Annotated in this window: 19 protein-coding genes; 12 read left to right on the forward strand and 7 right to left on the reverse strand. The window is 60.8% G+C overall.

The annotated features are described in order from the left end of the window. Positions 1-5 precede the first annotated feature (5 nt). On the forward strand, positions 6-875 hold the full coding sequence (locus KVQ74_RS25565) for a TauD/TfdA dioxygenase family protein (RefSeq protein WP_217834144.1): 870 nt from the start codon (positions 6-8) through the stop codon (positions 873-875). A gap of 49 nt (positions 876-924) precedes the next feature. Here the strand turns inward: KVQ74_RS25565 and KVQ74_RS25570 are convergent, their stop codons facing one another. The 4 genes from KVQ74_RS25570 to KVQ74_RS25585 form a co-directional block, all read right to left on the reverse strand. Continuing rightward, positions 925-1,614, reverse strand: a complete 690-nt coding sequence (locus KVQ74_RS25570; protein WP_217834145.1) for a hypothetical protein — start codon at positions 1,612-1,614, stop codon at positions 925-927. After that, positions 1,583-2,623 (reverse strand): GSCFA domain-containing protein, encoded by a 1,041-nt coding sequence (locus tag KVQ74_RS25575; RefSeq protein WP_217834146.1) that lies wholly within the window; start codon positions 2,621-2,623, stop codon positions 1,583-1,585. Before KVQ74_RS25575 ends, KVQ74_RS25570 begins: the two co-directional genes overlap by 32 nt. Positions 2,624-2,661: 38 nt before the next feature. Then, entirely contained in the window at positions 2,662-3,177 is a 516-nt protein-coding gene (locus KVQ74_RS25580) for a GNAT family N-acetyltransferase (protein ID WP_217834147.1), read from the reverse strand. Positions 3,178-3,292: 115 nt separating this feature from the next. Further along, positions 3,293-4,183 (reverse strand): LysR family transcriptional regulator, encoded by an 891-nt coding sequence (locus KVQ74_RS25585; RefSeq protein WP_217834148.1) that lies wholly within the window; start codon positions 4,181-4,183, stop codon positions 3,293-3,295. A gap of 141 nt (positions 4,184-4,324) precedes the next feature. Here KVQ74_RS25585 and KVQ74_RS25590 point away from each other — a divergent pair, with 141 nt between their 5' ends. Genes KVQ74_RS25590 through catA form a run of 3 tightly spaced genes read left to right on the forward strand, consistent with a single transcriptional unit; the run spans position 4,325 to position 6,719 of the window. Beyond that, complete coding sequence (locus KVQ74_RS25590; protein WP_217834149.1) at positions 4,325-5,446, forward strand: muconate cycloisomerase family protein; 1,122 nt, start codon at positions 4,325-4,327, stop codon at positions 5,444-5,446. A gap of 15 nt (positions 5,447-5,461) precedes the next feature. Beyond that, the gene (gene catC / locus KVQ74_RS25595; protein ID WP_217834150.1) at positions 5,462-5,752 is read left to right on the forward strand and encodes a muconolactone Delta-isomerase; all 291 of its coding nucleotides are present in this window, start codon (positions 5,462-5,464) and stop codon (positions 5,750-5,752) included. Between the two features lie 31 nt (positions 5,753-5,783). Then, a complete protein-coding gene (catA, locus tag KVQ74_RS25600; protein WP_217834151.1) occupies positions 5,784-6,719 on the forward strand; it encodes a catechol 1,2-dioxygenase in 936 nt (311 codons plus the stop codon). 163 nt (positions 6,720-6,882) lie between these two features. Here the strand turns inward: catA and KVQ74_RS25605 are convergent, their stop codons facing one another. After that, on the reverse strand, positions 6,883-7,563 hold the full coding sequence (locus KVQ74_RS25605) for a hypothetical protein (protein ID WP_217834152.1): 681 nt from the start codon (positions 7,561-7,563) through the stop codon (positions 6,883-6,885). Positions 7,564-7,795: 232 nt separating this feature from the next. On the opposite strand from KVQ74_RS25605, the gene KVQ74_RS25610 reads away from it, so the two are divergent. The 4 genes from KVQ74_RS25610 (at position 7,796) to KVQ74_RS25625 (ending at position 13,814) form a co-directional block, all read left to right on the forward strand. Continuing rightward, positions 7,796-7,933 carry a hypothetical protein gene (locus KVQ74_RS25610; protein ID WP_217834153.1) on the forward strand — a complete coding sequence of 46 codons (138 nt, stop codon included), beginning with the start codon at positions 7,796-7,798 and terminating at the stop codon, positions 7,931-7,933. A 187-nt stretch (positions 7,934-8,120) separates the two neighbouring features. Beyond that, complete coding sequence (locus tag KVQ74_RS25615; protein ID WP_217834183.1) at positions 8,121-9,260, forward strand: efflux RND transporter periplasmic adaptor subunit; 1,140 nt, start codon at positions 8,121-8,123, stop codon at positions 9,258-9,260. Further along, complete coding sequence (locus KVQ74_RS25620; protein ID WP_217834154.1) at positions 9,257-12,439, forward strand: efflux RND transporter permease subunit; 3,183 nt, start codon at positions 9,257-9,259, stop codon at positions 12,437-12,439. Before KVQ74_RS25615 ends, KVQ74_RS25620 begins: the two co-directional genes overlap by 4 nt. Then, positions 12,432-13,814, forward strand: coding sequence for an efflux transporter outer membrane subunit (locus KVQ74_RS25625; protein ID WP_217834155.1), 1,383 nt, complete (start codon positions 12,432-12,434; stop codon positions 13,812-13,814). The genes KVQ74_RS25620 and KVQ74_RS25625 overlap by 8 nt, the downstream gene beginning before the upstream one ends. Before the next feature lie 59 nt (positions 13,815-13,873). Here KVQ74_RS25625 and KVQ74_RS25630 read toward each other — a convergent pair whose 3' ends face one another. Both KVQ74_RS25630 and KVQ74_RS25635 read right to left on the reverse strand, forming a co-directional pair. Next, positions 13,874-15,106 (reverse strand): acyl-CoA dehydrogenase family protein, encoded by a 1,233-nt coding sequence (locus tag KVQ74_RS25630; RefSeq protein ID WP_217834156.1) that lies wholly within the window; start codon positions 15,104-15,106, stop codon positions 13,874-13,876. Between the two features lie 31 nt (positions 15,107-15,137). Further along, positions 15,138-15,356, reverse strand: coding sequence for a hypothetical protein (locus tag KVQ74_RS25635; RefSeq protein ID WP_217834157.1), 219 nt, complete (start codon positions 15,354-15,356; stop codon positions 15,138-15,140). Between the two features lie 72 nt (positions 15,357-15,428). Between KVQ74_RS25635 and sfnG the strand changes: the two genes are divergently transcribed. From sfnG to KVQ74_RS25655, 4 genes are all read left to right on the forward strand, one after another. Then, on the forward strand, positions 15,429-16,529 hold the full coding sequence (gene sfnG, locus KVQ74_RS25640) for a dimethylsulfone monooxygenase SfnG (protein WP_217834158.1): 1,101 nt from the start codon (positions 15,429-15,431) through the stop codon (positions 16,527-16,529). Between the two features lie 128 nt (positions 16,530-16,657). After that, positions 16,658-17,743 carry an AMP-binding protein gene (locus KVQ74_RS25645; RefSeq protein WP_217834159.1) on the forward strand — a complete coding sequence of 362 codons (1,086 nt, stop codon included), beginning with the start codon at positions 16,658-16,660 and terminating at the stop codon, positions 17,741-17,743. 13 nt (positions 17,744-17,756) lie between these two features. Then, positions 17,757-18,560 carry an ABC transporter ATP-binding protein gene (locus KVQ74_RS25650; protein ID WP_217834160.1) on the forward strand — a complete coding sequence of 268 codons (804 nt, stop codon included), beginning with the start codon at positions 17,757-17,759 and terminating at the stop codon, positions 18,558-18,560. A gap of 3 nt (positions 18,561-18,563) precedes the next feature. Next, on the forward strand, positions 18,564-19,445 hold the full coding sequence (locus KVQ74_RS25655) for a branched-chain amino acid ABC transporter permease (RefSeq protein WP_217834161.1): 882 nt from the start codon (positions 18,564-18,566) through the stop codon (positions 19,443-19,445). The last annotated feature ends 5 nt before the right edge of the window (positions 19,446-19,450 follow it).

A 19,450-nucleotide genomic window follows, 5' to 3' on the forward strand; every position in this document is an offset into this window, starting at 1 on the left:
GGAACATGGATCAATTGGCACTCAAGGCAATCGAGCGCATCGCCGCAGAAAAGCGCGCGCCGTACCAGCGCATTCGTGTTGAGCGGATCACGCCGATCATCGGCGCCGAAATCAGCGGCGTTGATCTTGCGCAGCCGCTGAATGACGAGCAACTCGCGGAAATCCGCCGGGCCTTTCTGGAGAATCATGTGTTGGTGTTTCGCGACCAGCATCTGACGGTGGACGAGCACAAGGCGTTTGGTCGGCTGTTCGGTGAGCTGCGTGCTTTACCGGTGGAGGACATCGACGGCGATGACCCGGAGCTGGTGGTGATCCGCGCCAATGCCCAGTCGCGCTACGTCGCCGGCGAAACCTGGCACACCGACGGTACGGCGGACCTGGCGCCGTCCATGGGCTCGATGCTGTACGTCAAGGAAACCCCGGCCATTGGCACCGGCGGCGATACGCTGTTTGCCAACATGCACCTGGCGATCGAAATGCTCTCGCCGACGATGCAGCAGTTTCTCGGTGAGCTGACGGCGATCCACGATGGCGCGATTCCGTGGAAGGGCTATAAGGCGCCGGACAACCTGCCCAGAACCGAACATCCGGTGGTGATCCGCCACCCGGAAACCGGGCGCAAGTCGTTGTTCGTCAATTCTGGATTCACTTCGCACATCGTCCAGTTGTCCGAAGGCGAAAGTCAGGTGCTGCTGAACATGCTGTTCGATCTGGTCGCCCGGGAACCGGTGCTCAGTTGCCGCGTGCGCTGGGCGCCGAACACCCTGGTGTTCTGGGACAACCGCTGCACCCAGCATCACGCGGTCTGGGACTATTTCCCGCATTCGCGTTATGGCGAGCGGGTGACGATCCTGGGGACACAGCCCAAGGCTTGAGCCGCAACGCTTTCACATTGGAATGGGTTGCCCTTGTGAGAGCGGGCCTCTAGAGGCCGCGCCGGAGCAGTTGTTCGACGATCAACACGCCAAACGCCAGATTGCCGTGCAGCGGGTCATCCACTTCGCAGAACGCCGGTTGCTGGAAGCCGTGTTCATCGTTCGCCGACGCGCGCACATCGATCAGCTCGACGCCGAGGCTGTGCAGACTCTCGATCAGCAGCCGCTGGGCGGCCATGAACACTTGCGGGTTGGACAGCTCCGGCACCCGTTGCGGTGGCAGCACGGCGAACACCTTCAGGTTCAGTGCCAGCGCCTGTTCGTAGAAGGCCAGCGCGGGCCGGGACAGGGTATCGATGATGGATGCGAACAATGGCCCGGCGAAAAAACCTTCGTCGAACTCACCGTCCGGGGTCTGGTAACAGGTCCAGTTTGGCGCCGTGGCGAGGTAGTGCAGGCTCAGGCCCAAAGTACTCACCAGCGGCACCGCTACATGGGCCAGTTGTGGCACGGCGAACGGTTCGAGGGCCTGGCGGTACAGGCGCTGCATCTCGGCATCCCGAAAGACCACGTCCTGGCGGGTCAGGCTGAAGAAGTCGACGGCGAAATCCCGTCCGGTCCCCAGCGGGCCACCGCTGAAAGGCACCTGACGAGCCTGCGCCGCTTTGCCGATGACACCGGCATGGGAGTCGCCCAACAGCAGGAATCTAGGCGTAGTAGTCGAGTACGGCGTCTTCACAGACAAGATCCTCGCTGGACACGGAAGTGGAGGGCGCGCCGGCCGATGTTTGCACCGACTGCACGGCGTCGAGCCCGGCGAAAAACTGCCGCATGACGAACGCCACGCCATCCGGGGTGACTTCCCGTTGGTTGGGCTGGTAGAAGGCGCCCTTGAACGGCGTGCCGGTGATGATTTCGTAGGACGGGAAATAATCGACGTCGTTCAGGTCCTCGCAGAGTTGCCCGGCGACGGCGCGCAGCACCGATTTCGAGTAAGTGGTGGCGCTCAACGCATGTTGTCCGGTGGCGGTCGCGGTCAACGGCACCGGCGAAACGGTGAGCAACAGACGCAGTTGCGGATTGACCGAACGCATCAGTTCCAGCGCTCTGGTCATCTCGCGATAGGTATCGAGAAAGCCGAAATTGCGAAACCGGTGAAGCTGCGGATCGAAGCTGCCGCGCACGGTGCCGGGGCACACGGGATAAAGCAGGGCGGTCTGACGATGCTCCCAGGCTTCGGTCAGGCCGAGGGTGAACACGAACACCCTGGCGCGGGTGATGGCCGTGCGGATGGCTGCCAGGGTTGCCTCGCGGGATTCAAGCAACGCCTGCTCGCTGGCAAAACCTTCTGGTTCCACAGCCGGGCGGAACGGGTCATAAAAGCGTCCGTCGTGAGTCCAGATTTCGCTGGAGGGCGGGCACACACCCAACGCCCATTCGAGCCACTGGCGCAACATCGCCGGGGTGTACAGGTTGCCGGTACGGAAGGAAAACACGCCGTAGTTGCGGGCTTTCCAGTCGGCCTCCGGCAACCCGGCCGGGGCCGGTTCCGCGTCCAGCCAGTTCATCCCGCGTTCCACCAGCGCCCGGCCGATATGCTGGGCAAAACACGAGCCGGCGGTGACGATGGTGTCCTTGTTGCCGATCTCGAATTCCGGGGTCCAGAGTTCACTGATGTCCTGCACGGACTTGTCGGCCACGGCCGTGCGCCAGAAGGCGCGGGGCGGCAGGCATTGATAGGGATTCACGACGAGAGGCCTCCTTGGCGGGTCGCGGAGAAAAAGGGTCAGCTGATTTGATAGCGGTAGATCAGGTCGTCAAACCATCGGTCGCCAATCTGATAGGCCTGCGGCACACGGCGTTCGAACACGAAGCCGCATTTCTCCAGAACTTTGCAGGACGCGATATTGCCGTCGGTCACGGTCGACTCCAGTGAGTCGAGTCCGATGGCCGCAGCATAGTCGATGATCGCCTGGCGCGACTCGGTGCCAAAGCCCTTGCCCTGATGTTCCGGCAACAGCAGACAACCCACCTCGGCATGTCCCGGCGACAGAATCCGCAAACCGGTCACTCCCAGTTCCTGCCCGCTGGCCTTGTCGATCACCACCAGACACAACCAGTGATCCGACTGCGGCCCCCACGCCGGGAGCCGATGCTCGAAGCCTTTGCGAATCTGCTCCTCGGCAATTTCGCCGAACACATACTGCATGGTTTGCGGCTCGGAATGCAGCCTGAGAAACAGCGGCCAGTCGGCTTCGACCATCGTGCGCAGGTCGAGGCGTTCCGTGGTGAGTTCGAGCATCCGGTGCTCCTTGCAAGGGCAAAAGGGGAGAGGGTTTTTTACTGGGTATGGAGGCAAAGATCAATCAACGGCCCAGGCACCGGGTGCTGACTGAGCACAGCCTTGCCTCTCGCTGTCAGCCCTCGCATGCCGTGCGCTGATCGGTCTTCTCAATCAGCGCCATGCACCTCTGAACGATCACGCTCATATCGCCAATCCGGCGGCTGATGATGATCGGGGACACCGCCTCAGGCTCGATGATCGGCACATAGTCGATGTCGGTGCGATGTTGCTGTTGCACCGAGGCAGGCACGATTGCGATTCCGATGCCGGCCGCCACCAGGCCGATCGCGGTTTGCAGTTCGTTGGTCCACTGTTCGACGCGAATCCCCAGCCCATGGTTGGCGAAGAGGGCGATGAGGTGGTCGGCGTAGCTGGGGCGAGGGTTGGCCGGGTAGAGGATGAACGATTCCTCGGCCAACGTGGCCAGCGATGCCGGCGCTCCACGCAATCGATGACCCGCCGGCAGCACGGCAACCAGCGGGTCTTCGGTGATGACGATCTGCTGGATGGCGGGGTCGTCGATCCGAATGCGTCCGAAACCGATATCGATTCGCCCTGCCTTCAACGCTTCGACCTGTTGCAGGGTGGTCATCTCGTTGAGGCCCAGTTCCAGTTCGGTGTCGAGCCGCAGTTCGCGGATCAGTTCGGGGAGGACGCCGTACAGGGTCGAGGGCGCGAAGCCGATACCCAGCCAGTGGCGCTGCCCCAGGCCGATGCGCCGGGTATTTTCGGCAATCCTGTTGAGCTGCAGCAGCAGACTGCCGCTCTGCTCGTAGAAAAAACGCCCGGCCTCGGTCAGGCGCAATGGGCGTTCGCGCACCACCAGCGGGGTGCCCAGCAAATCTTCCAGTTGACTGATCTGGCGGCTGAGCGGTGGCTGCGCCATGTGCAACTGCTCGGCGGCCCGCGTGAAGCTCAGTGTCTGCGCCAGCGCCTGAAAGTAACGCAGATGTCGAAGCTCCATCATACCTCCCGGGTATACAAGGATATTCAATCGATATTGGACGTAAACGGCCCTGCCACGCAATGCTTCAGGGGCCGAATAAATACAACAGCTCCCACGCGCCCCATGGCGGACGGAGCCATCAAGTCCTGGATGCCTGCAATGACACATGCTGTGATCGAACGCGTTGAGACCCTCATTGTCGATCTTCCGACCATTCGTCCGCACAAGCTGGCGATGCACACTATGCAGCAGCAGACCCTGGTCATCATCCGGGTACGTTGCTCGGACGGTGTGGAAGGCATCGGCGAGTCCACCACCATCGGTGGCCTGGCCTACGGTTACGAAAGCCCGGAAAGCATCAAGCAAAACATCGACGCTCATCTGGCGCCTGCCTTGAAAGGTATGGAGGCGGGTAACATCAACGCCGCCATGCTGAAACTGGACAAGATCGCCAAGGGCAACACGTTCGCCAAGTCCGGCCTCGAAAGCGCGTTGCTGGATGCGCAGGGCAAGCGCCTGGGCCTGGCGGTCAGCGAACTGCTCGGCGGGCGTGTACGGGACAGCCTGGAAGTGGCCTGGACGCTGGCCTCCGGCGATACCGCCCGGGACATCGCCGAGGCCGAGCAGATGCTCGATATTCGTCGCCATCGAATCTTCAAACTGAAAATCGGCGCCAACCCTGTCGATCAGGATCTGGCGCACGTCATCGCCATCAAGAAAGCCCTGGGCGATCGCGCCAGTGTGCGCGTTGACGTCAATCAATACTGGAATGAGTCACAGGCGCTGCGGGCGTGCAGGATTCTCGGTGACAACGGTGTCGATCTTATCGAGCAGCCCATTGCCCGTACCAATCGTTCCGGCCAGGTGCGGCTGAATCAAAGCAGCCCGGCGCCGATCATGGCTGATGAGTCGATTGAAAGTGTCGAGGACGCGTTGAGTCTGGTCATCGACGGCGCCGCCAGCGTATTCGCCCTGAAGATCGCCAAGAATGGCGGCCCACGTGCGGTGCTGCGTACCGCGCAGATTGCCGAGGCTGCGGGCGTCGCGCTGTACGGCGGCACCATGCTCGAAGGCGCCATTGGCACTCTGGCTTCGGCTCACGCCTTCATTACCCTCAATCAACTGACCTGGGCGACCGAGCTGTTCGGCCCGCTGTTGCTGACCGAGGAAATTGTCACCGAGCCGCCGGTCTACCGCGATTTCCAGCTTCATGTTCCGCGCACCCCCGGCCTGGGGCTGACGCTGGATGAAGAACGCCTGCGTCGTTTTGCTCGCCGTTGATCAAGGAGAACCCCCATGCTGTTTCACGTAAAAATGACCGTAAAACTTCCGTTGGACATGGACCCGGCGAAGGCCGCGCAGCTCAAGGCTGACGAGAAAGAACTGGCGCAGCGGCTGCAACGCGAAGGCACCTGGCGTCATCTGTGGCGCATCGCCGGGCATTACGCCAATTACAGCGTGTTCGATGTACCGAGCGTCGAGGCGCTGCATGACACCCTGATGCAATTGCCCCTGTTTCCGTACATGGACATCGAGGTCGATGGCCTTTGCCGCCATCCGTCCTCGATTCACGCGACTGATCGATAATGCGCCAACAAGAATAATGAGGTGATGACAAATGACCGTGAAGATTTCGCAAACGCCTGAGGTACAAACGTTCTTCCAGGAGGTGGCCGGTGTCGACAACGACCAGGGCAGCCCTCGTTTCAAACAGATCATTTTGCGTGTGTTGCAGGATGCGGCGCGGCTGATTGAAGACCTGGAAATCACCGACGACGAGTTCTGGAAAGCGGTGGATTACCTCAACCGCATGGGTGCCAATCAAGAGGCCGGGTTGCTGGTGGCGGGGCTGGGGATCGAGCATTTCCTCGATCTGCTCCAGGACGCGAAAGATGCCCAGGCAGGTCTGGCGGGGGGCACCCCGCGCACCATCGAAGGCCCGCTCTACGTGGCGGGTGCGCCGCTTTCGCAAGGCGAGGCGCGTATGGACGACGGCACCGATCCGGGCACGCCGATGTACCTGCATGGCCGGGTTTTCGATGAGCGGGGCAACCCGTTGGCGGGCGCGATCGTCGATGTGTGGCACGCCAGCACCCACGGCACTTACTCCTATTTCGACCCCAGCCAGTCGGCGTTCAATCTGCGTCGACGCATTGTCACCGACGATCAGGGCCGCTATCGCGCCCGCAGTATCGTGCCGAGCGGCTACGGTTGCCCGCCAGGCGGCACGACGCAGGAAGTGCTCAATCATCTGGGGCGTCACGGCCAGCGCCCGGCGCATATCCACTTCTTCATTTCCGCAGCGGGCCAGCGTCATTTGACGACGCAAATCAACTTCAACGGCGATGAGTACCTCTGGGATGATTTTGCCTACGCCACCCGTGACGGGCTGATCGGAACGCTCAACTTCGTTGATGACGCCGAGGCGGCGAAGGCCCGTGGTCTGGAAGGCAAGCGCTTCGCCGATCTGGAGTTCAACTTCCAGTTGCAGGCCGCGGAAAGCGCGGATTCAGAAGCCCGCAGCCAGCGTCCTCGGGCTTTGCAGGAAGGCTGAGCCAGAGCGAAAACGGCGGCAGCGAGAACAGACTTCTCCCTGCCGCCGGTGAGTTACACGAGCAAAGCCAGCATCGTGCGGGGACAACGTTTTGTTCCGTCTGCGCGGGAGACAAGCGGGGCAAGGGATTACCGGGCTGACTCCGGTTGGTCGACGCCGAGCCTCAATTCACCCCACTGCTGTACGAGATCAATTGAGCCCTGACCGACGTCACCACCGACTGGCTGGCAAAATCTATCGAGTAGGCCTGATTAAGGGCAAGTATGTCCGCCGCCATATCGGCGTGATTGTTGTACATGCCTTGTCCGATGTTGGGGTCGAACATTGCACAGGGATAACTCCAGTTCAGGTATCCCCCCGTCGAGCTTCGATTGAGCTTCACTACAACGGCATGTGCCCATTGGGTTCCGCCCTTGAGCGTGAGCATCAGAAAGTTCGCCTTCGCTTTTGCGTAGCTGTTCAAGCACGCCGCAATGGTGTCAGCACTGGTCAATAAACCGGGAACATCTTCATGGGCGGTCTGTTGCCCGCCCAATGCCAGGATCAGGGCGTTCGATGTGTCGGATCTCGAGTGGCGCGACATCATGTCTCGCTGGATCTCTGATGCCGAAATATTGTCGAGGGTGGTTACCTTGTAGCGTTTGTTGGCTTTGATGTTCCGCACCCATAAACAGCAATACGCCCAACACATGCCTTCGTCGACCGGTTCAATGGTCGCTGAGTGAGAAATGCCCCCGCTACCTATTGTCAGCACTGTGACCCCATTGCCTGGGCCCAGGTAATTGGCCTGCTTGAATTCAGAAAAATCTTTGGCGTGAGAGAAGCACGTTTTATCCAATGGCATTTTTGAACTCCTTGTCATGACAACCGTGGCTGCGCGGATGACACTCCATGTGTTTTGCATGCGTTGTTGGTTTGCCTGTCAGCTATGCAGGCTAGTACCTGGCGGGCAGGTCAACCAGTCGGCGCGCTGCGTTCTTGTCCCCCGGTCAAAATTCTTTTCGATTTTCAGCGGTTTATCCACGCCCTGTGGTTACGGAAAATTCTTTCCATCCAAACCCACTGAGACCGCACACATGCATGACTTCAAAAAGACTGTTGCCCTGATCGTTGCGCTGTTCACGCTTACTGCGCAGTTGGCTGCACAGGCTGAAGAGTCCGGCGCTTTTGTTGAACGTAACAACTCTCACAACGAACAAGCAGCTGAAGACTGAGCCGATCACTTCGTGCTTTGTCGATTCTTAATCAGGTGGCCTGAGTTTCCGATTCAGTCCATCCATTTGGCATTGAAGTTCGATGACTCAATGGCCAACTTCGGAGATTACTCAAGTGAACTCGTCAAAAACGGGTAAGTCGGCTGTGTCTTGCCCATTGAAATCCAGTGTGGTCAAAGGCCTGGCCATGTCCGCCGTGAGCCTTGCCCTGATCGCGGCCTTGAGCGGTTGTGAGCCGGACAAGGCCAGCAGCGCGCCAGCGGCGCCGAGCGTCACCGTCAGCAAACCGGTCAAGTCGGTCATCACTGACTGGGACAGTTTTACCGGTCGTTTCGAGGCCACCGATTCGGTCGAAGTCCGTTCGCGGGTCAGCGGGTATCTGGAGAAAGTCGCGTTCAAGGACGGCGCCATCGTCAAGAAGGGCGATTTGCTGTTCGTGATCGACTCACGCTCGTTCCAGGCGGCTGTGATACAGGCTCAAGGCAAACTGGCGCAAGTGCGTTCGCAATTGGCCTTGGCCGAGCAGGAGTTCGCCCGCGCCCATGTCCTGATCGAATCCAAAACCATCGCCCGCAGCCTCTACGATCAGCGTTTGCAGGCGCGCCAGGCGGCGCAGGCCGAAGTGTTGAGCGCCGAAGGTGCGCTGAGCAACGCAAGGCTGGATCTGGAGTTCACTCGCATCACCGCACCGATGAGCGGACGCATCAGCCGCAAGCTGATCAGTGAGGGCAATCTGGTCAATGGCGGCAACAGCAGTGCGACATTGTTGACCACCATCGTCTCGCTCGACCCGATCGATATCTACTTCGATATCGACGAGCAGAGCTATCTCAAATATCGCCGTCAGGTCGGTGCCAGCCCCCATCAGAGCCAGGTGCGGATCACCTTGCCGGGAGAAACCGAGCCGAGCATGACCGGGCGCATGGACTTTATCGATAACCGCCTCGATCCCTCCACCGGCACCTTGCGCCAGCGCGCGCGGGTCGGCAATCAGGCACTGAGCCTGAGTCCGGGCCAGTTCGGCCGGGTGCAGTTCTCCAGTCAGGCGGCTTACCCGGCGTTGCTTCTGCCGGATACCGCGATCAGCGTCGATGCGACCCGCAAGGTCGTCTACGTGCTCAACCCGCAGAACAAAGTGGAAATCCGTCCGGTGACCCTCGGCAAACTGCACGACGGTCTGCGCGAAATCTCCAGCGGTTTGCAGGAACAGGACCGGGTGATCGTCGATGGTCTGCAGCGCGTACGCGCCGGTGACACGGCTACCGCCCGGGAACTGGCGGTGGCGCAGACAACCAAGGCAGCAGAGAAGCAGGAGGGCTCGCTATGAACATTGGGCGTACTTCCATCGAGCAGCCGGTGCTGGCAATCGTGTTGTCGATCGTATTGCTGATCGTCGGCGGGCTCGCCTATCTGGTCTTGCCGACATCCGAATACCCTGACATCGCACCACCGACCGTGGTGGTCACCGCGACCTATCCTGGTGCCTCTGCCCAGACGGTGGCGGAAACGCTGGCGATTCCGATCGAGCAGGAAGTCAACGGTGTCGAAGACATGCTCTATATGTACAGCCAGGCGACGTCTGATGGCAGCCTGAACCTCACCGTCACGTTCAAAAGTGGCACTGACGTCGACAAGGCTCAGGTGCTGGTGCAGAACCGCGTGGCGCTGGCCACGCCGCGCCTGCCGGAGCCGGTGCAACGCAGTGGGGTGACGGTGCGCAAGTCGTCACCGACGCAGTTGTCGACGATTTTCATCTCGTCGCCCAAGGGCACCTACGATCAGCTCTATGTCTCGAACTTCGCGATCCGTAACGTGGCCGATGTGCTCAAGCGTATCGATGGGGTCGGTGACATCAATCCACTGGGCGCACGGGAATACTCCATGCGTATCTGGCTCGATCCGGAGCGTGTGGCTGCGTTCAACCTGACACCGGCCGACATCATTGGCGCGGTGCGTGCGCAGAACACCCAGGTCGCCGGTGGCGTGATTGCTCAGCCGCCAGTGGCTTCGCAAGCCTTCCAGCCGAACCTGATTTTCGAGGGCCGGCTGAAAGAGCCTGCGGACTTCGACAATATCGTCATCAAGTCCGGTACAGCGGGGCGGCTGGTGCGACTCAAGGATGTGGCGCGTACGGAAATCGCCGGCCTGGCCTACGTCAACAACACCTACTATCTGCGCAACCCGGCTATCGGTCTGCAAGTCCTGCAACGTCCGGGTGCCAACGCGCTGGCGACCATGAAGGTGGTCGAAGAAACCCTGCAGACCCTGAGCAAGGATTTCCCTGAAGGCATCGAATACAGCGTCGGCTATAACCCGACTGCGTTCATCGCCGACAGCATTGGCGAGTTGGGCAAGACCATCTACGAGGCCGTCATTCTCGTGGTGCTGGTGATCCTGTTGTTCCTGCAAGGCTGGCGTGCGTCGATCATTCCGATCCTGGCGATTCCGGTGTCGCTGGTCGGCACCTTCGCGGTCATGGCAATGCTCGGTTATTCGATCAACAACCTGACGCTGTTCGGCCTGGTGCTGGCGGTGGGGATCGTGGTCGACAACGCCATTGTCGTGGTGGAAAACGTCGAACGGCATCTGGCCGAAGGCAAGACCCCGTTGCAAGCGACCCTGATTACCATGCAGGAAATCGGCGGTGCGCTGTTCGCCATCACCCTGGTGTTATGTGCGGTGTTCATTCCGACCGCGTTCATTCCGGGTATCTCCGGTGAGTTCTTCCGTCAGTTCGGGATCACCATCGCAGTGGCCACGGCCATTTCACTGTTCAACTCGGTGACCCTGTCGCCAGCGCTGGCGGCAATGATTTTGCGTCGCCACGAACCGCTGAAGCATCAAGCCGCCAAATCCGGCGTGATGGGCTGGCTCAAACGCGGCACCGATGGCTTCAACCGTGGTTTTCTGCGGCTCTCTACCGCCTATGCGAACAGCGTGCGCGGGTTGGTGGCGCGTACGCCGCTGATGCTGGCGATCTACGCGGTATTGATTGCGGGGACGGCGTATTTGCTGGTGTCCACGCCCAAGGGGTTCATTCCTGCACAGGACCGTGGCTACCTGGTGGTTATCGTGCAGTTGCCCGACGGCGCTTCGCTGGAGCGCACCAACGAAATCTCCCAACAGATCGAGGCGATTGCCCTGCAAGTACCGGGCGTGGATCGGGTGCCTACATTCTCCGGCTTCTCCATGGTCACCGGGACCAGTTCATCGAATTCGGCCGGTCTGGCGCCGGTGTTCCAACCGTGGTCGGAGCGCAAGTTGCACGGATTGACGTCTGACAAAATCGCTGCGGATCTGCGTGAGCGCCTGAAAGCAGTCAGCGGTGCGTCAGTGATTGTCGCCACGCCACCACCGGTCCAAGGCCTCGGCAGCACCGGTGGTTTTTCCATGCGCTTGCAGGATCGCGCGGGGCTGGGTACCGAAGCATTGGCCAAGGCAACCGAGGACTTGATCAGCGCCGCCAACGCGACTCAGGGTATGACCGGTGTCTACTCACCGTTCTCGGCCAGAACCCCACAGGTGTTCGTTGAACTGGATCGCGAGCGTGCCGAAATGCTCGGTGTGCCCAGCAGCCAGATCAACCAGGCGATCGAAACCTACTTCGGTTCGAGCTATATCAACGACTTCAACCTGGTGGGGCGAACTTACCGTGTCACGGCTCAGGCCGATCTGCCCTACAGGGTCACGCCGGAGGACCTGGCCCGGGTCAAAGTCCGTAACGAGGCCGGGCAGATGGTGCCGATTGCCAGCGTCACGCGCCTGCATGAAGCTCTCGGCGTAGAGCGGTTTCCCCGTTACAACCTGTTCCCGACCGCCGAGGTCAATGGCGATACATTGCCAGGGCTGGGTTCGGAGTTCGCGATCAAGACCATGGAGCGTCTGGCCGCTGAAACGCTGCCTGCCGGCATTACTTATCAGTGGACTGACCTGAGCTATCAGCAGACCACCGCCGGCAACACGGGCATGTTGGTATTCCCGCTGTGTGTGATTTTTGTCTATCTGGTGCTGGCCGCGCAGTACGGCAGCTGGAGTCTGCCCCTGGCGATCCTGCTGATCGTGCCGATGTGCCTGCTGGCGGCCGCCGGTGGCGTACGCCTGATGGGCCTGGATATCAATATCCTGACCCAGATCGGTTTCATCGTGCTGGTCGGCCTGGCGGCGAAGAATGCGATTCTGATCGTTGAAGTCGCGCGTCAGCAGGAGAGCGAGGGGCAAGGCATCGTCGAGGCAGTGGTCGAAGCCTGTCGCCTGCGCCTGCGGCCGATTCTGATGACATCGCTGGCGTTCATCCTTGGCGTGTTGCCGCTGGTGATGTCCGAAGGCGCAGGTTCCGAAATGCGTCAGGCCGTGGGCTCGGCGGTGTTCTTCGGGATGATCGGTGTGACCTTGTTCGGTCTGCTGTTTACTCCGGTCTTCTACGTGATGATCCGTCGTCTGGCCGGGGGCGAACGCAAGGCTCCGGCTCAATCTTTTGCAAGTGAACGGGGTCTGGCTCATGAATAACTTCCTTCGCATTCCGGGCCTGATGCTGGGCGCCGCGCTGTTGAGCGCCTGCGCTTCGCAGGTGCTGCCACCCCAGAGCGAGCCGCCGGTCGACAGCTTCGTCAACACACCGACGGAGCGCCCGGTCGGTGTCGCCGATCGTTGGTGGACGCTGTACCAGGACCCGTTGCTGGATCGTCTCGTCGAGCGTGCCCAAGGGCAGAACCTTGACCTGCAAATCGCTTTGGCACGCATTGATGCCGGGCGAGCACTGCGTAACATCAGCGCAGCGTCAGGCGCTGCGCAAGTCGATCTTGCAGCGAGCGCGGCGCGTCAGCGGATCTCTGCTGACCAGGCGGGTTACACGGACTCCTTGATCACCGAACCGCTGTCATTGGGGGCGAGTGCAGCCTGGGAAATCGACGTGTTCGGCCGTATCCGCGAAGGCGTGCGAGCCGCCGATGCCGACCTCGACGCCACCGGCGAAGAGGCACGCGGTGTGCGGGTGGCGCTGATTTCGGAAGTGGTCCAGGCCTATGCCGAGGCGCGCGGTCTGGAGGAGCGGCTGGCCATCATCCGGCAAAGCGCGGCCAGCCAAGCCGAAACTTTGCAACTGACGGAGCGCCTGTATGCGGCGGGGGATGCGCCGGAGTCCGATGTGTTGCGCGCCCGGTCGCAATCGGATTCCACAGCGGCCCAGGTGCCGGCGCTGCAACTCAACTGGCAGCGCTCGCTGCATCGGCTGTCGGTGTTGCTCGCGCAACCGACCGAGGCGCTGTACCAACAGTTCAAGGACAACCGGGCCAATGTTTCCACGGTATCGCTGCCGGACGCCGGAACGCCCGCCGACCTGTTGCGCCGTCGTGCAGACATTCGCGCAGCGGAAGCGCGCGTGATTGCAGCCTATGCCCGGGTGGGTGTGGCCAGGGCGGATTTGCTGCCACGTCTTAGTCTGTCGGCGGCACTGGGAACATTGATCGATGGTGTGAGCGCCGCCAATCTGGCCAGCTCGACCTTCTGGCTGGCAGGGGTGAATGCCAGCGTGCCGGTGTTCGATGGTGGGCGTCGGCGCAATGTGGTTGACCTTCGGGATGCCGAGGCGCGGCAGGCACTGCTGAGCTATCGGCGGACGGTATTGACGGCCGTTTCGGAAGTCGAATCGGCCCTGGCTGCCGCTCAACGCAATGCCGAGCGTCAGGCCCTTCTCGCCAGCGCCGCCACGCAGGCCAGTTCTGCCACCGAGCAGATTCAGCGAGCCTGGCGGGCAGGGGAGGCGCCGTTCCTGGACGTGTTGCAGGCGCAGCGGGTGCAACTGGCGGCGCAGAATGCCCTGTCCCAGGTCAAAACCGCGCAGTGGCAGAATCAGGCGATTCTGGTGAACGCATTGGGTGGATAGACGCCAGTGCCACTTGCCCCGCTCACTGCCTGGAAGCGCTCCAGGCAGTGCTTTTCAGGTCAGGCTTTGCCGCTGCCAATCTGCCAGACATACGGCGGCTCGGTGCCGTTGATGTGCCAGTCGCCGACGATCCGTGCCTTGTAGACCAGCGGGTTGTGCGAGGCCGCTGTCCGGGCATTGCGCCAATGGCGATCCAGTGCCTTGTTGACGCTGACACCTGAGGCGCCCAGCGCGTTGAACAGGTCTGTGGCGGCGCTCAGAATCAGCTGCGAAACGATCACCTGCGCCTTGGCGGTTTCGATTTCGGCATCGATGTTGGCTGCCTTCTCGACCTGGGCATCATTGCCGAACCGTGCCACGTAGGCGCGTTGCAGGGGGGCGGCCGAACGCAGGGTCGCTGCCTGGGCCGCATACACCTGCGCGGCGATCTGGCCGACCACTTGCTGGATCTGTGCGTCCTCACTGACGCTACCGGCATTGCCATGGCTGAACACCCGCTTGCGGTCACGTACTTCCCGGGCAATATCACGCTCCACCGCGCGACCGATGCCGGCGAGCACGGCCAGCAGCACCAGTTGGTAAAACGCCGTCTGGTATTTGAAGCGCTCTTCGAACGGGATGACGTGTTCGGCCGGCAACGGCACATTGTCGTAAACCGAGGTGCCGCTGCCGGTGGTGCGCTGACCGAACCCATCCCAGTCATCGCTGTGACGCACGCCAGGGTGACGGGCGTCGACCACGGCGATGACGTCGGCGCCGGTGTCGGCTCGTTGCGCATAGACGTCGATCCAGTCGGCGAAAATGCTGCCGGTGCTGTAGTACTTGGTGCCATTGAGCAACAGGCGATCACCTGTGCCAGTGACCTTGGTGATCACGTCGCCAAGCTTGACGCTGCCCACTTCCGTCCATCCGTTACCGACCAGGTCACCCTTCACGAAACGCGCGAACCATTGATCGCGGTCGTCACTGGGCGGTGCGTTCAAGCGGTCTTCGACAAAAGCGAAATGCGCTCGCAGCGCCTGAACAATATTTGAATCGGCCTCGGCCAGCTCGATCAACAGTTCGAATAGCTGGCCAATGGAAGCCCCGGCGCCACCGTATTGCGTTGGCACCCGCACGGCACCGAAGCCGGCCTGTTTGAGCCAGGCAATCTGTTCGTGGGGCAGGGCGCGGGTTTTCTCGCGCTCGACAGTCCCGGCGCTGATCTCACGGAAAATGGGACGGAAGCGGTTGGCGAGCGTTTCGTAGTCGGTTCCCAGCGAAAGTGGGTTTGCTGCTGTCGTCTCAGTCATGGCGTGCTCCTGGGGGCGAATTGATCGGCGATCAGCCGAACGAACGGGTCCCATGCGCTGTTGCATACACCATGCCTGAACGTAACAGGCTGTTTTTAAAGCGTTTTGTTTTCGGATTCAGGATGTGGCTGTTGTCTGGCAAACAGTGGCTCAGCAGCTTGCCGACTATCCGTACAGCGACGAAATTCCCATGCTTTGAATAGCTTGTTGTTTTTATTGAAGTTATTGCGATGGCACGGTTGCTGCTCATGTCTCCTTGTGTTGTGCACCCTGTCGATCCGAATGCCGTGCCGTTCGGAACTTCCCATCCGAGGAGTTTCATATGAGTCAGCAACCCGTCAAGTTTGCCTACTGGGTCCCCAATGTAAGTGGGGGCCTTGTCGTCAGCAAAATCGAACAACGCACCAGTTGGACCATCGACTACAACCGCAAACTGGCTCAGCTCGCCGAACGTTCCGGATTCGAATATGCCTTGACGCAGATCCGTTTCACCGCCGGTTACGGTGCCGAATATCAGCATGAGTCAGTCGCGTTCAGTCACGCGTTGCTGGCGGCCACCGAAAAACTCAAGGTCATCGCCGCGATTCTGCCAGGGCCGTGGAACCCGGCACTGGCGGCCAAACAACTGGCAACCATCGATCAGCTCACCGCTGGGCGTGTGGCGGTCAATATCGTCAGCGGCTGGTTCAAGGGTGAGTTCACCGCGATTGGTGAACACTGGCTTGAGCACGACGAGCGTTATCGCCGTTCCGAAGAATTCATCCGTGCGCTCAAAGGCATCTGGACCACCGATAACTTCACCTTCAAAGGCGACTTCTATCGCTTTCATGATTACAACCTGCGGCCCAAGCCGATCCAGCAACCGCATCCGGAAATCTTCCAGGGCGGCAGCTCGCGTGCCGCGCGGGACATGGCGGCACGGGTGTCCGACTGGTATTTCACCAACGGCAATACCGTGGAAGGGATCAAGGCCCAGGTCGATGACATCCGTGCCAAGGCCGCTGCCAACGGGCATTCGGTGAAGGTCGGGGTCAACGCGTTCATCATCGCCCGTGACACCGAAGAAGAAGCCCATGCCGTGCTTGCCGAAATCATCGACAAGGCCGACCCGGAAGCCGTCAACGCCTTCGGTGATGCGGCCAGACAGGCGGGCAAGTCCAGCCCTGAAGGCGAGGGCAACTGGGCCAAGTCCACCTTCCAGGATCTGGTGCAGTACAACGATGGCTTCAAGACTAACCTGATCGGCACGCCACGGCAGATTGCCGAGCGCATCGTCGAACTCAAGTCCGTGGGGGTCGACCTGGTGCTGTCGGCGTTTCTGCACTTCCAGGAAGAGGTCGTGTATTTCGGCGAAAAAGTCCTGCCGCTGGTGCGCGAGCTGGAAGCCGCCGCCGTGGAACAGAAACTCGGCGTGCCGGCGTGAGGTTGCAAAGGATGTCGCGGGTCAGACTCGCGGCATCTCGTGGCTAGCAGTGGTTGGATGAGCCGGCAAGGAATGCAGGGTCGCTGATCAGGTTGCATTTTCTGTTCCTTTAACCGTGGACGTTCAACATGACCCACTCGCTGGCCGACGCTTTATTGCAGCAGGCGAACAATCGTGGTGCGCAGATTGCCCTGCGCTACAAACGACTCGGCATCTGGCAGGCACGCACCTGGCGCGAGCTGGCAGATGATGTGCAGCGTCTGGCGACGGCCTTGCGCGAGCAAGGTTTTGCTTCGACGCAGACACTGGTGATTGTCAGCGAGGCGAAGGCTGAAGCCTTGCTGATGGCATTGGCCGCGCAATGGCTGGGCGGGAGCGTCAGCCTGCTTGATCCGGCTACGGATAATCGTCAATGGCTGCTCGCGCAAACGCCTGAATGGGTATTTGCCCAAGGACTGAATGAAGTGTTGCAAGTGCAGCAGACTGCACCTGTTCGGCTGATCTACCTGGACAAACGCGGCCTGAGCGTTGGCAGCATTCCGGGGCTGATCGCCTACGAGCAATTGCTCGGCGCTGTTGCCGGCGAATCTGCGCAGCCGGTTGCCCGAGGGATCAGGCCCGCATTTATTTTGCCATCGCCCCAGGGCCAGCGTGATGTGCAATTGACTGACGCTGATCTGTTGTTCGACGCGCGGCGACTGGTGGCCCGGGAACATCTCACGAACCGGGATCAGGCCCTGGCTGCTCGAGTGTTTGCCGCCAGCGGACAGGCTCGCTATCTGCTGGCGCCGTGGCTGGTGGCCGGTTTTTGCCTGAACTTTCCCGAGGCACTGAGCACTCGCGATAGCGACCGACGTGAGCTCGGCCCGACCTTGGTGCTGGGCACTCGTGAGTCCTACGCACGTCTTGAAGGCTGGGCCAGAGAGCGTTTGCCGCCGGCGGGCAGTTTCAGTCATCGGCTTTACCAATGGGCGATGCAGCCCGGACCCCGATTGTTGCGCCGCGCACTCGGTTATTGGCTGATACGCCGCCCGCTGCGCGATGTGCTGGGCATGAGTCGCTTGAGTACAGCGTTGCTGGTGGGGGATTCACTGACGCCACAGAGCGCCGTGTTCTATGCGGCCCTGGGTATACATCCTCAGCCATTGCGCAACGATGAAAATATTGAAGTGCAGGCCGAGCCGGCGATCACTCTCATTCCCCAATCTGCCTGACGGGCCATGATCCATGACAGCAGTCGCTCCTGTGCCGTTATTGACGCTTGACGATATTTCTCTGTCGTTCAAGGGCGTCAAAGCCGTTACCTCGATCAGCTTTGCAGTGGCCACCGGGGAAATCTGCGCCCTGATCGGCCCCAATGGCGCCGGTAAAAGTTCGTTGCTCAACGTCATCAATGGCGTCTACCAAGCGCAAAGCGGCTCGATTACCTACGCGGGCCAAACACGACACCATATGCGTCCGCATCAGGCCGCTGAAGGAGGCATCGCCCGTACCTTCCAGAACATTGCGTTGTTCAAAGGCATGAGCGTGCTCGACAACGTGCTCACCGGTCGCAATCTCAAACGCCGCAGCACCTGGATCGAGCAGATGCTGCGCATCGGGCGGGCAGGGGCGGAAGATGACGAGCAACGCGAACATGCCGAACGGGTGATCGAATTCTTGCGCATTCATCCGTGGCGCCACGCCTTGGTCGGCAAGCTGTCCTATGGCCTGCAAAAGCGCGTCGAACTGGCTCGGGCATTGGCGGCCGAACCGCGACTGCTCTTGCTGGACGAGCCGATGGCGGGCATGAACGCGCAGGAAAAACTGGAAATGAGCCAGTTCATCCGCGATATCAACCGTGAGTTGGGCACCACCGTGGTTCTGATCGAACACGACATCGGCGTGGTGATGGGCCTGAGCGATCACGTCGTGGTACTCGACTACGGCCGCAAGATCGGCGATGGCACACCGGAGCAAGTGCGCAACAACCCTGAGGTGATTGCCGCCTACCTTGGCACCCGCCGTTCGCAGCCTGCCCGGAGTCAATGAGTGATGGAGTTCTTCTTTGAGGTATTGATTGGTGGCCTGTTGGCCGGAGTCATGTACTCGCTGGTCGCGATCGGATTCGTCCTGATCTACAAGGCTTCGGGCGTGTTTAATTTTGCCCAGGGCGCGATGGTGCTGTTCGCCGCGCTGACTTTTGTCAGCCTGCTCGAGCGCGGTTTGCCGTTCTGGGGGGCGTTCCTTGTGACCCTGACGAGCATGGTCGTGCTGGCCCTGCTGATCGAAAGAGCCGTGTTGAGGCCGCTGGTCAACCGCCCGCCGATCATTTTGTTCATGGCCACGCTGGGCCTGTCGTACATGATCGAAGGTTTGGCTCAGGCGCTATGGGGCGCGCAGGTACACGGCCTGGAGCTGGGCATACCCGATGAGCCGCTGGAAATCCACGGCATGTTGATATCGCAGTTCGATCTGTTTGCCGCAGGCACTGCCGCATTGCTGGTGATTGTCCTCTCGTTTTTGTTCAACCGCACACGCATCGGCTTGTCTCTGCGCGCGGTGGCAGATGATCCGTTGGCATCGCTGGCCGTCGGCATTCGTTTGCCTCGAATCTGGGCGGTGGTCTGGGCGGCGGCGGGTTTCGTCGGCCTGGTAGCGGGACTGCTCTGGGGCGCACGACTCGGGGTCCAGTTTTCCCTGTCGCTGGTGGTGCTCAAAGCACTGCCCGTGTTGATCATTGGCGGTTTTTCTTCGATCGGTGGAGCGATCGTTGGCGGCCTGATCATCGGCGCGGCGGAAAAGATTGCCGAAATCTACCTCGGTCCGATCATTGGCAGCGGTATCGAAAACTGGGTGCCGTATGTGCTGGCGCTGGTGTTCCTGCTGGTTCGTCCTGCCGGCCTGTTTGGCGAGCGGGCCATCGAGCGCGTCTGACTTTC

The organism is Pseudomonas botevensis (assembly GCF_019145475.1).
GTDB lineage: Bacteria > Pseudomonadota > Gammaproteobacteria > Pseudomonadales > Pseudomonadaceae > Aquipseudomonas > Aquipseudomonas botevensis.

What these genes read in the sequence shown, in the direction of transcription:
- KVQ74_RS25650 (WP_217834160.1), top strand. Translation starts at nt 17,757, where the DNA reads ATGACAGCAGTCGCTCCTGTGCCGTTATTGACGCTTGACGATATTTCT.
- KVQ74_RS25565 (WP_217834144.1), top strand. Translation starts at nt 6, where the DNA reads ATGGATCAATTGGCACTCAAGGCAATCGAGCGCATCGCCGCAGAAAAG.
- KVQ74_RS25655 (WP_217834161.1), top strand. Translation starts at nt 18,564, where the DNA reads ATGGAGTTCTTCTTTGAGGTATTGATTGGTGGCCTGTTGGCCGGAGTC.
- KVQ74_RS25580 (WP_217834147.1), bottom strand. Translation starts at nt 3,177, where the DNA reads ATGCTCGAACTCACCACGGAACGCCTCGACCTGCGCACGATGGTCGAA.
- KVQ74_RS25615 (WP_217834183.1), top strand. Translation starts at nt 8,121, where the DNA reads ATGTCCGCCGTGAGCCTTGCCCTGATCGCGGCCTTGAGCGGTTGTGAG.
- KVQ74_RS25620 (WP_217834154.1), top strand. Translation starts at nt 9,257, where the DNA reads ATGAACATTGGGCGTACTTCCATCGAGCAGCCGGTGCTGGCAATCGTG.
- catC (WP_217834150.1), top strand. Translation starts at nt 5,462, where the DNA reads ATGCTGTTTCACGTAAAAATGACCGTAAAACTTCCGTTGGACATGGAC.
- KVQ74_RS25605 (WP_217834152.1), bottom strand. Translation starts at nt 7,563, where the DNA reads ATGCCATTGGATAAAACGTGCTTCTCTCACGCCAAAGATTTTTCTGAA.
- KVQ74_RS25635 (WP_217834157.1), bottom strand. Translation starts at nt 15,356, where the DNA reads ATGAGCAGCAACCGTGCCATCGCAATAACTTCAATAAAAACAACAAGC.
- sfnG (WP_217834158.1), top strand. Translation starts at nt 15,429, where the DNA reads ATGAGTCAGCAACCCGTCAAGTTTGCCTACTGGGTCCCCAATGTAAGT.
- KVQ74_RS25585 (WP_217834148.1), bottom strand. Translation starts at nt 4,183, where the DNA reads ATGGAGCTTCGACATCTGCGTTACTTTCAGGCGCTGGCGCAGACACTG.
- KVQ74_RS25610 (WP_217834153.1), top strand. Translation starts at nt 7,796, where the DNA reads ATGCATGACTTCAAAAAGACTGTTGCCCTGATCGTTGCGCTGTTCACG.
- KVQ74_RS25625 (WP_217834155.1), top strand. Translation starts at nt 12,432, where the DNA reads ATGAATAACTTCCTTCGCATTCCGGGCCTGATGCTGGGCGCCGCGCTG.
- KVQ74_RS25645 (WP_217834159.1), top strand. Translation starts at nt 16,658, where the DNA reads ATGACCCACTCGCTGGCCGACGCTTTATTGCAGCAGGCGAACAATCGT.
- KVQ74_RS25630 (WP_217834156.1), bottom strand. Translation starts at nt 15,106, where the DNA reads ATGACTGAGACGACAGCAGCAAACCCACTTTCGCTGGGAACCGACTAC.
- catA (WP_217834151.1), top strand. Translation starts at nt 5,784, where the DNA reads ATGACCGTGAAGATTTCGCAAACGCCTGAGGTACAAACGTTCTTCCAG.
- KVQ74_RS25590 (WP_217834149.1), top strand. Translation starts at nt 4,325, where the DNA reads ATGACACATGCTGTGATCGAACGCGTTGAGACCCTCATTGTCGATCTT.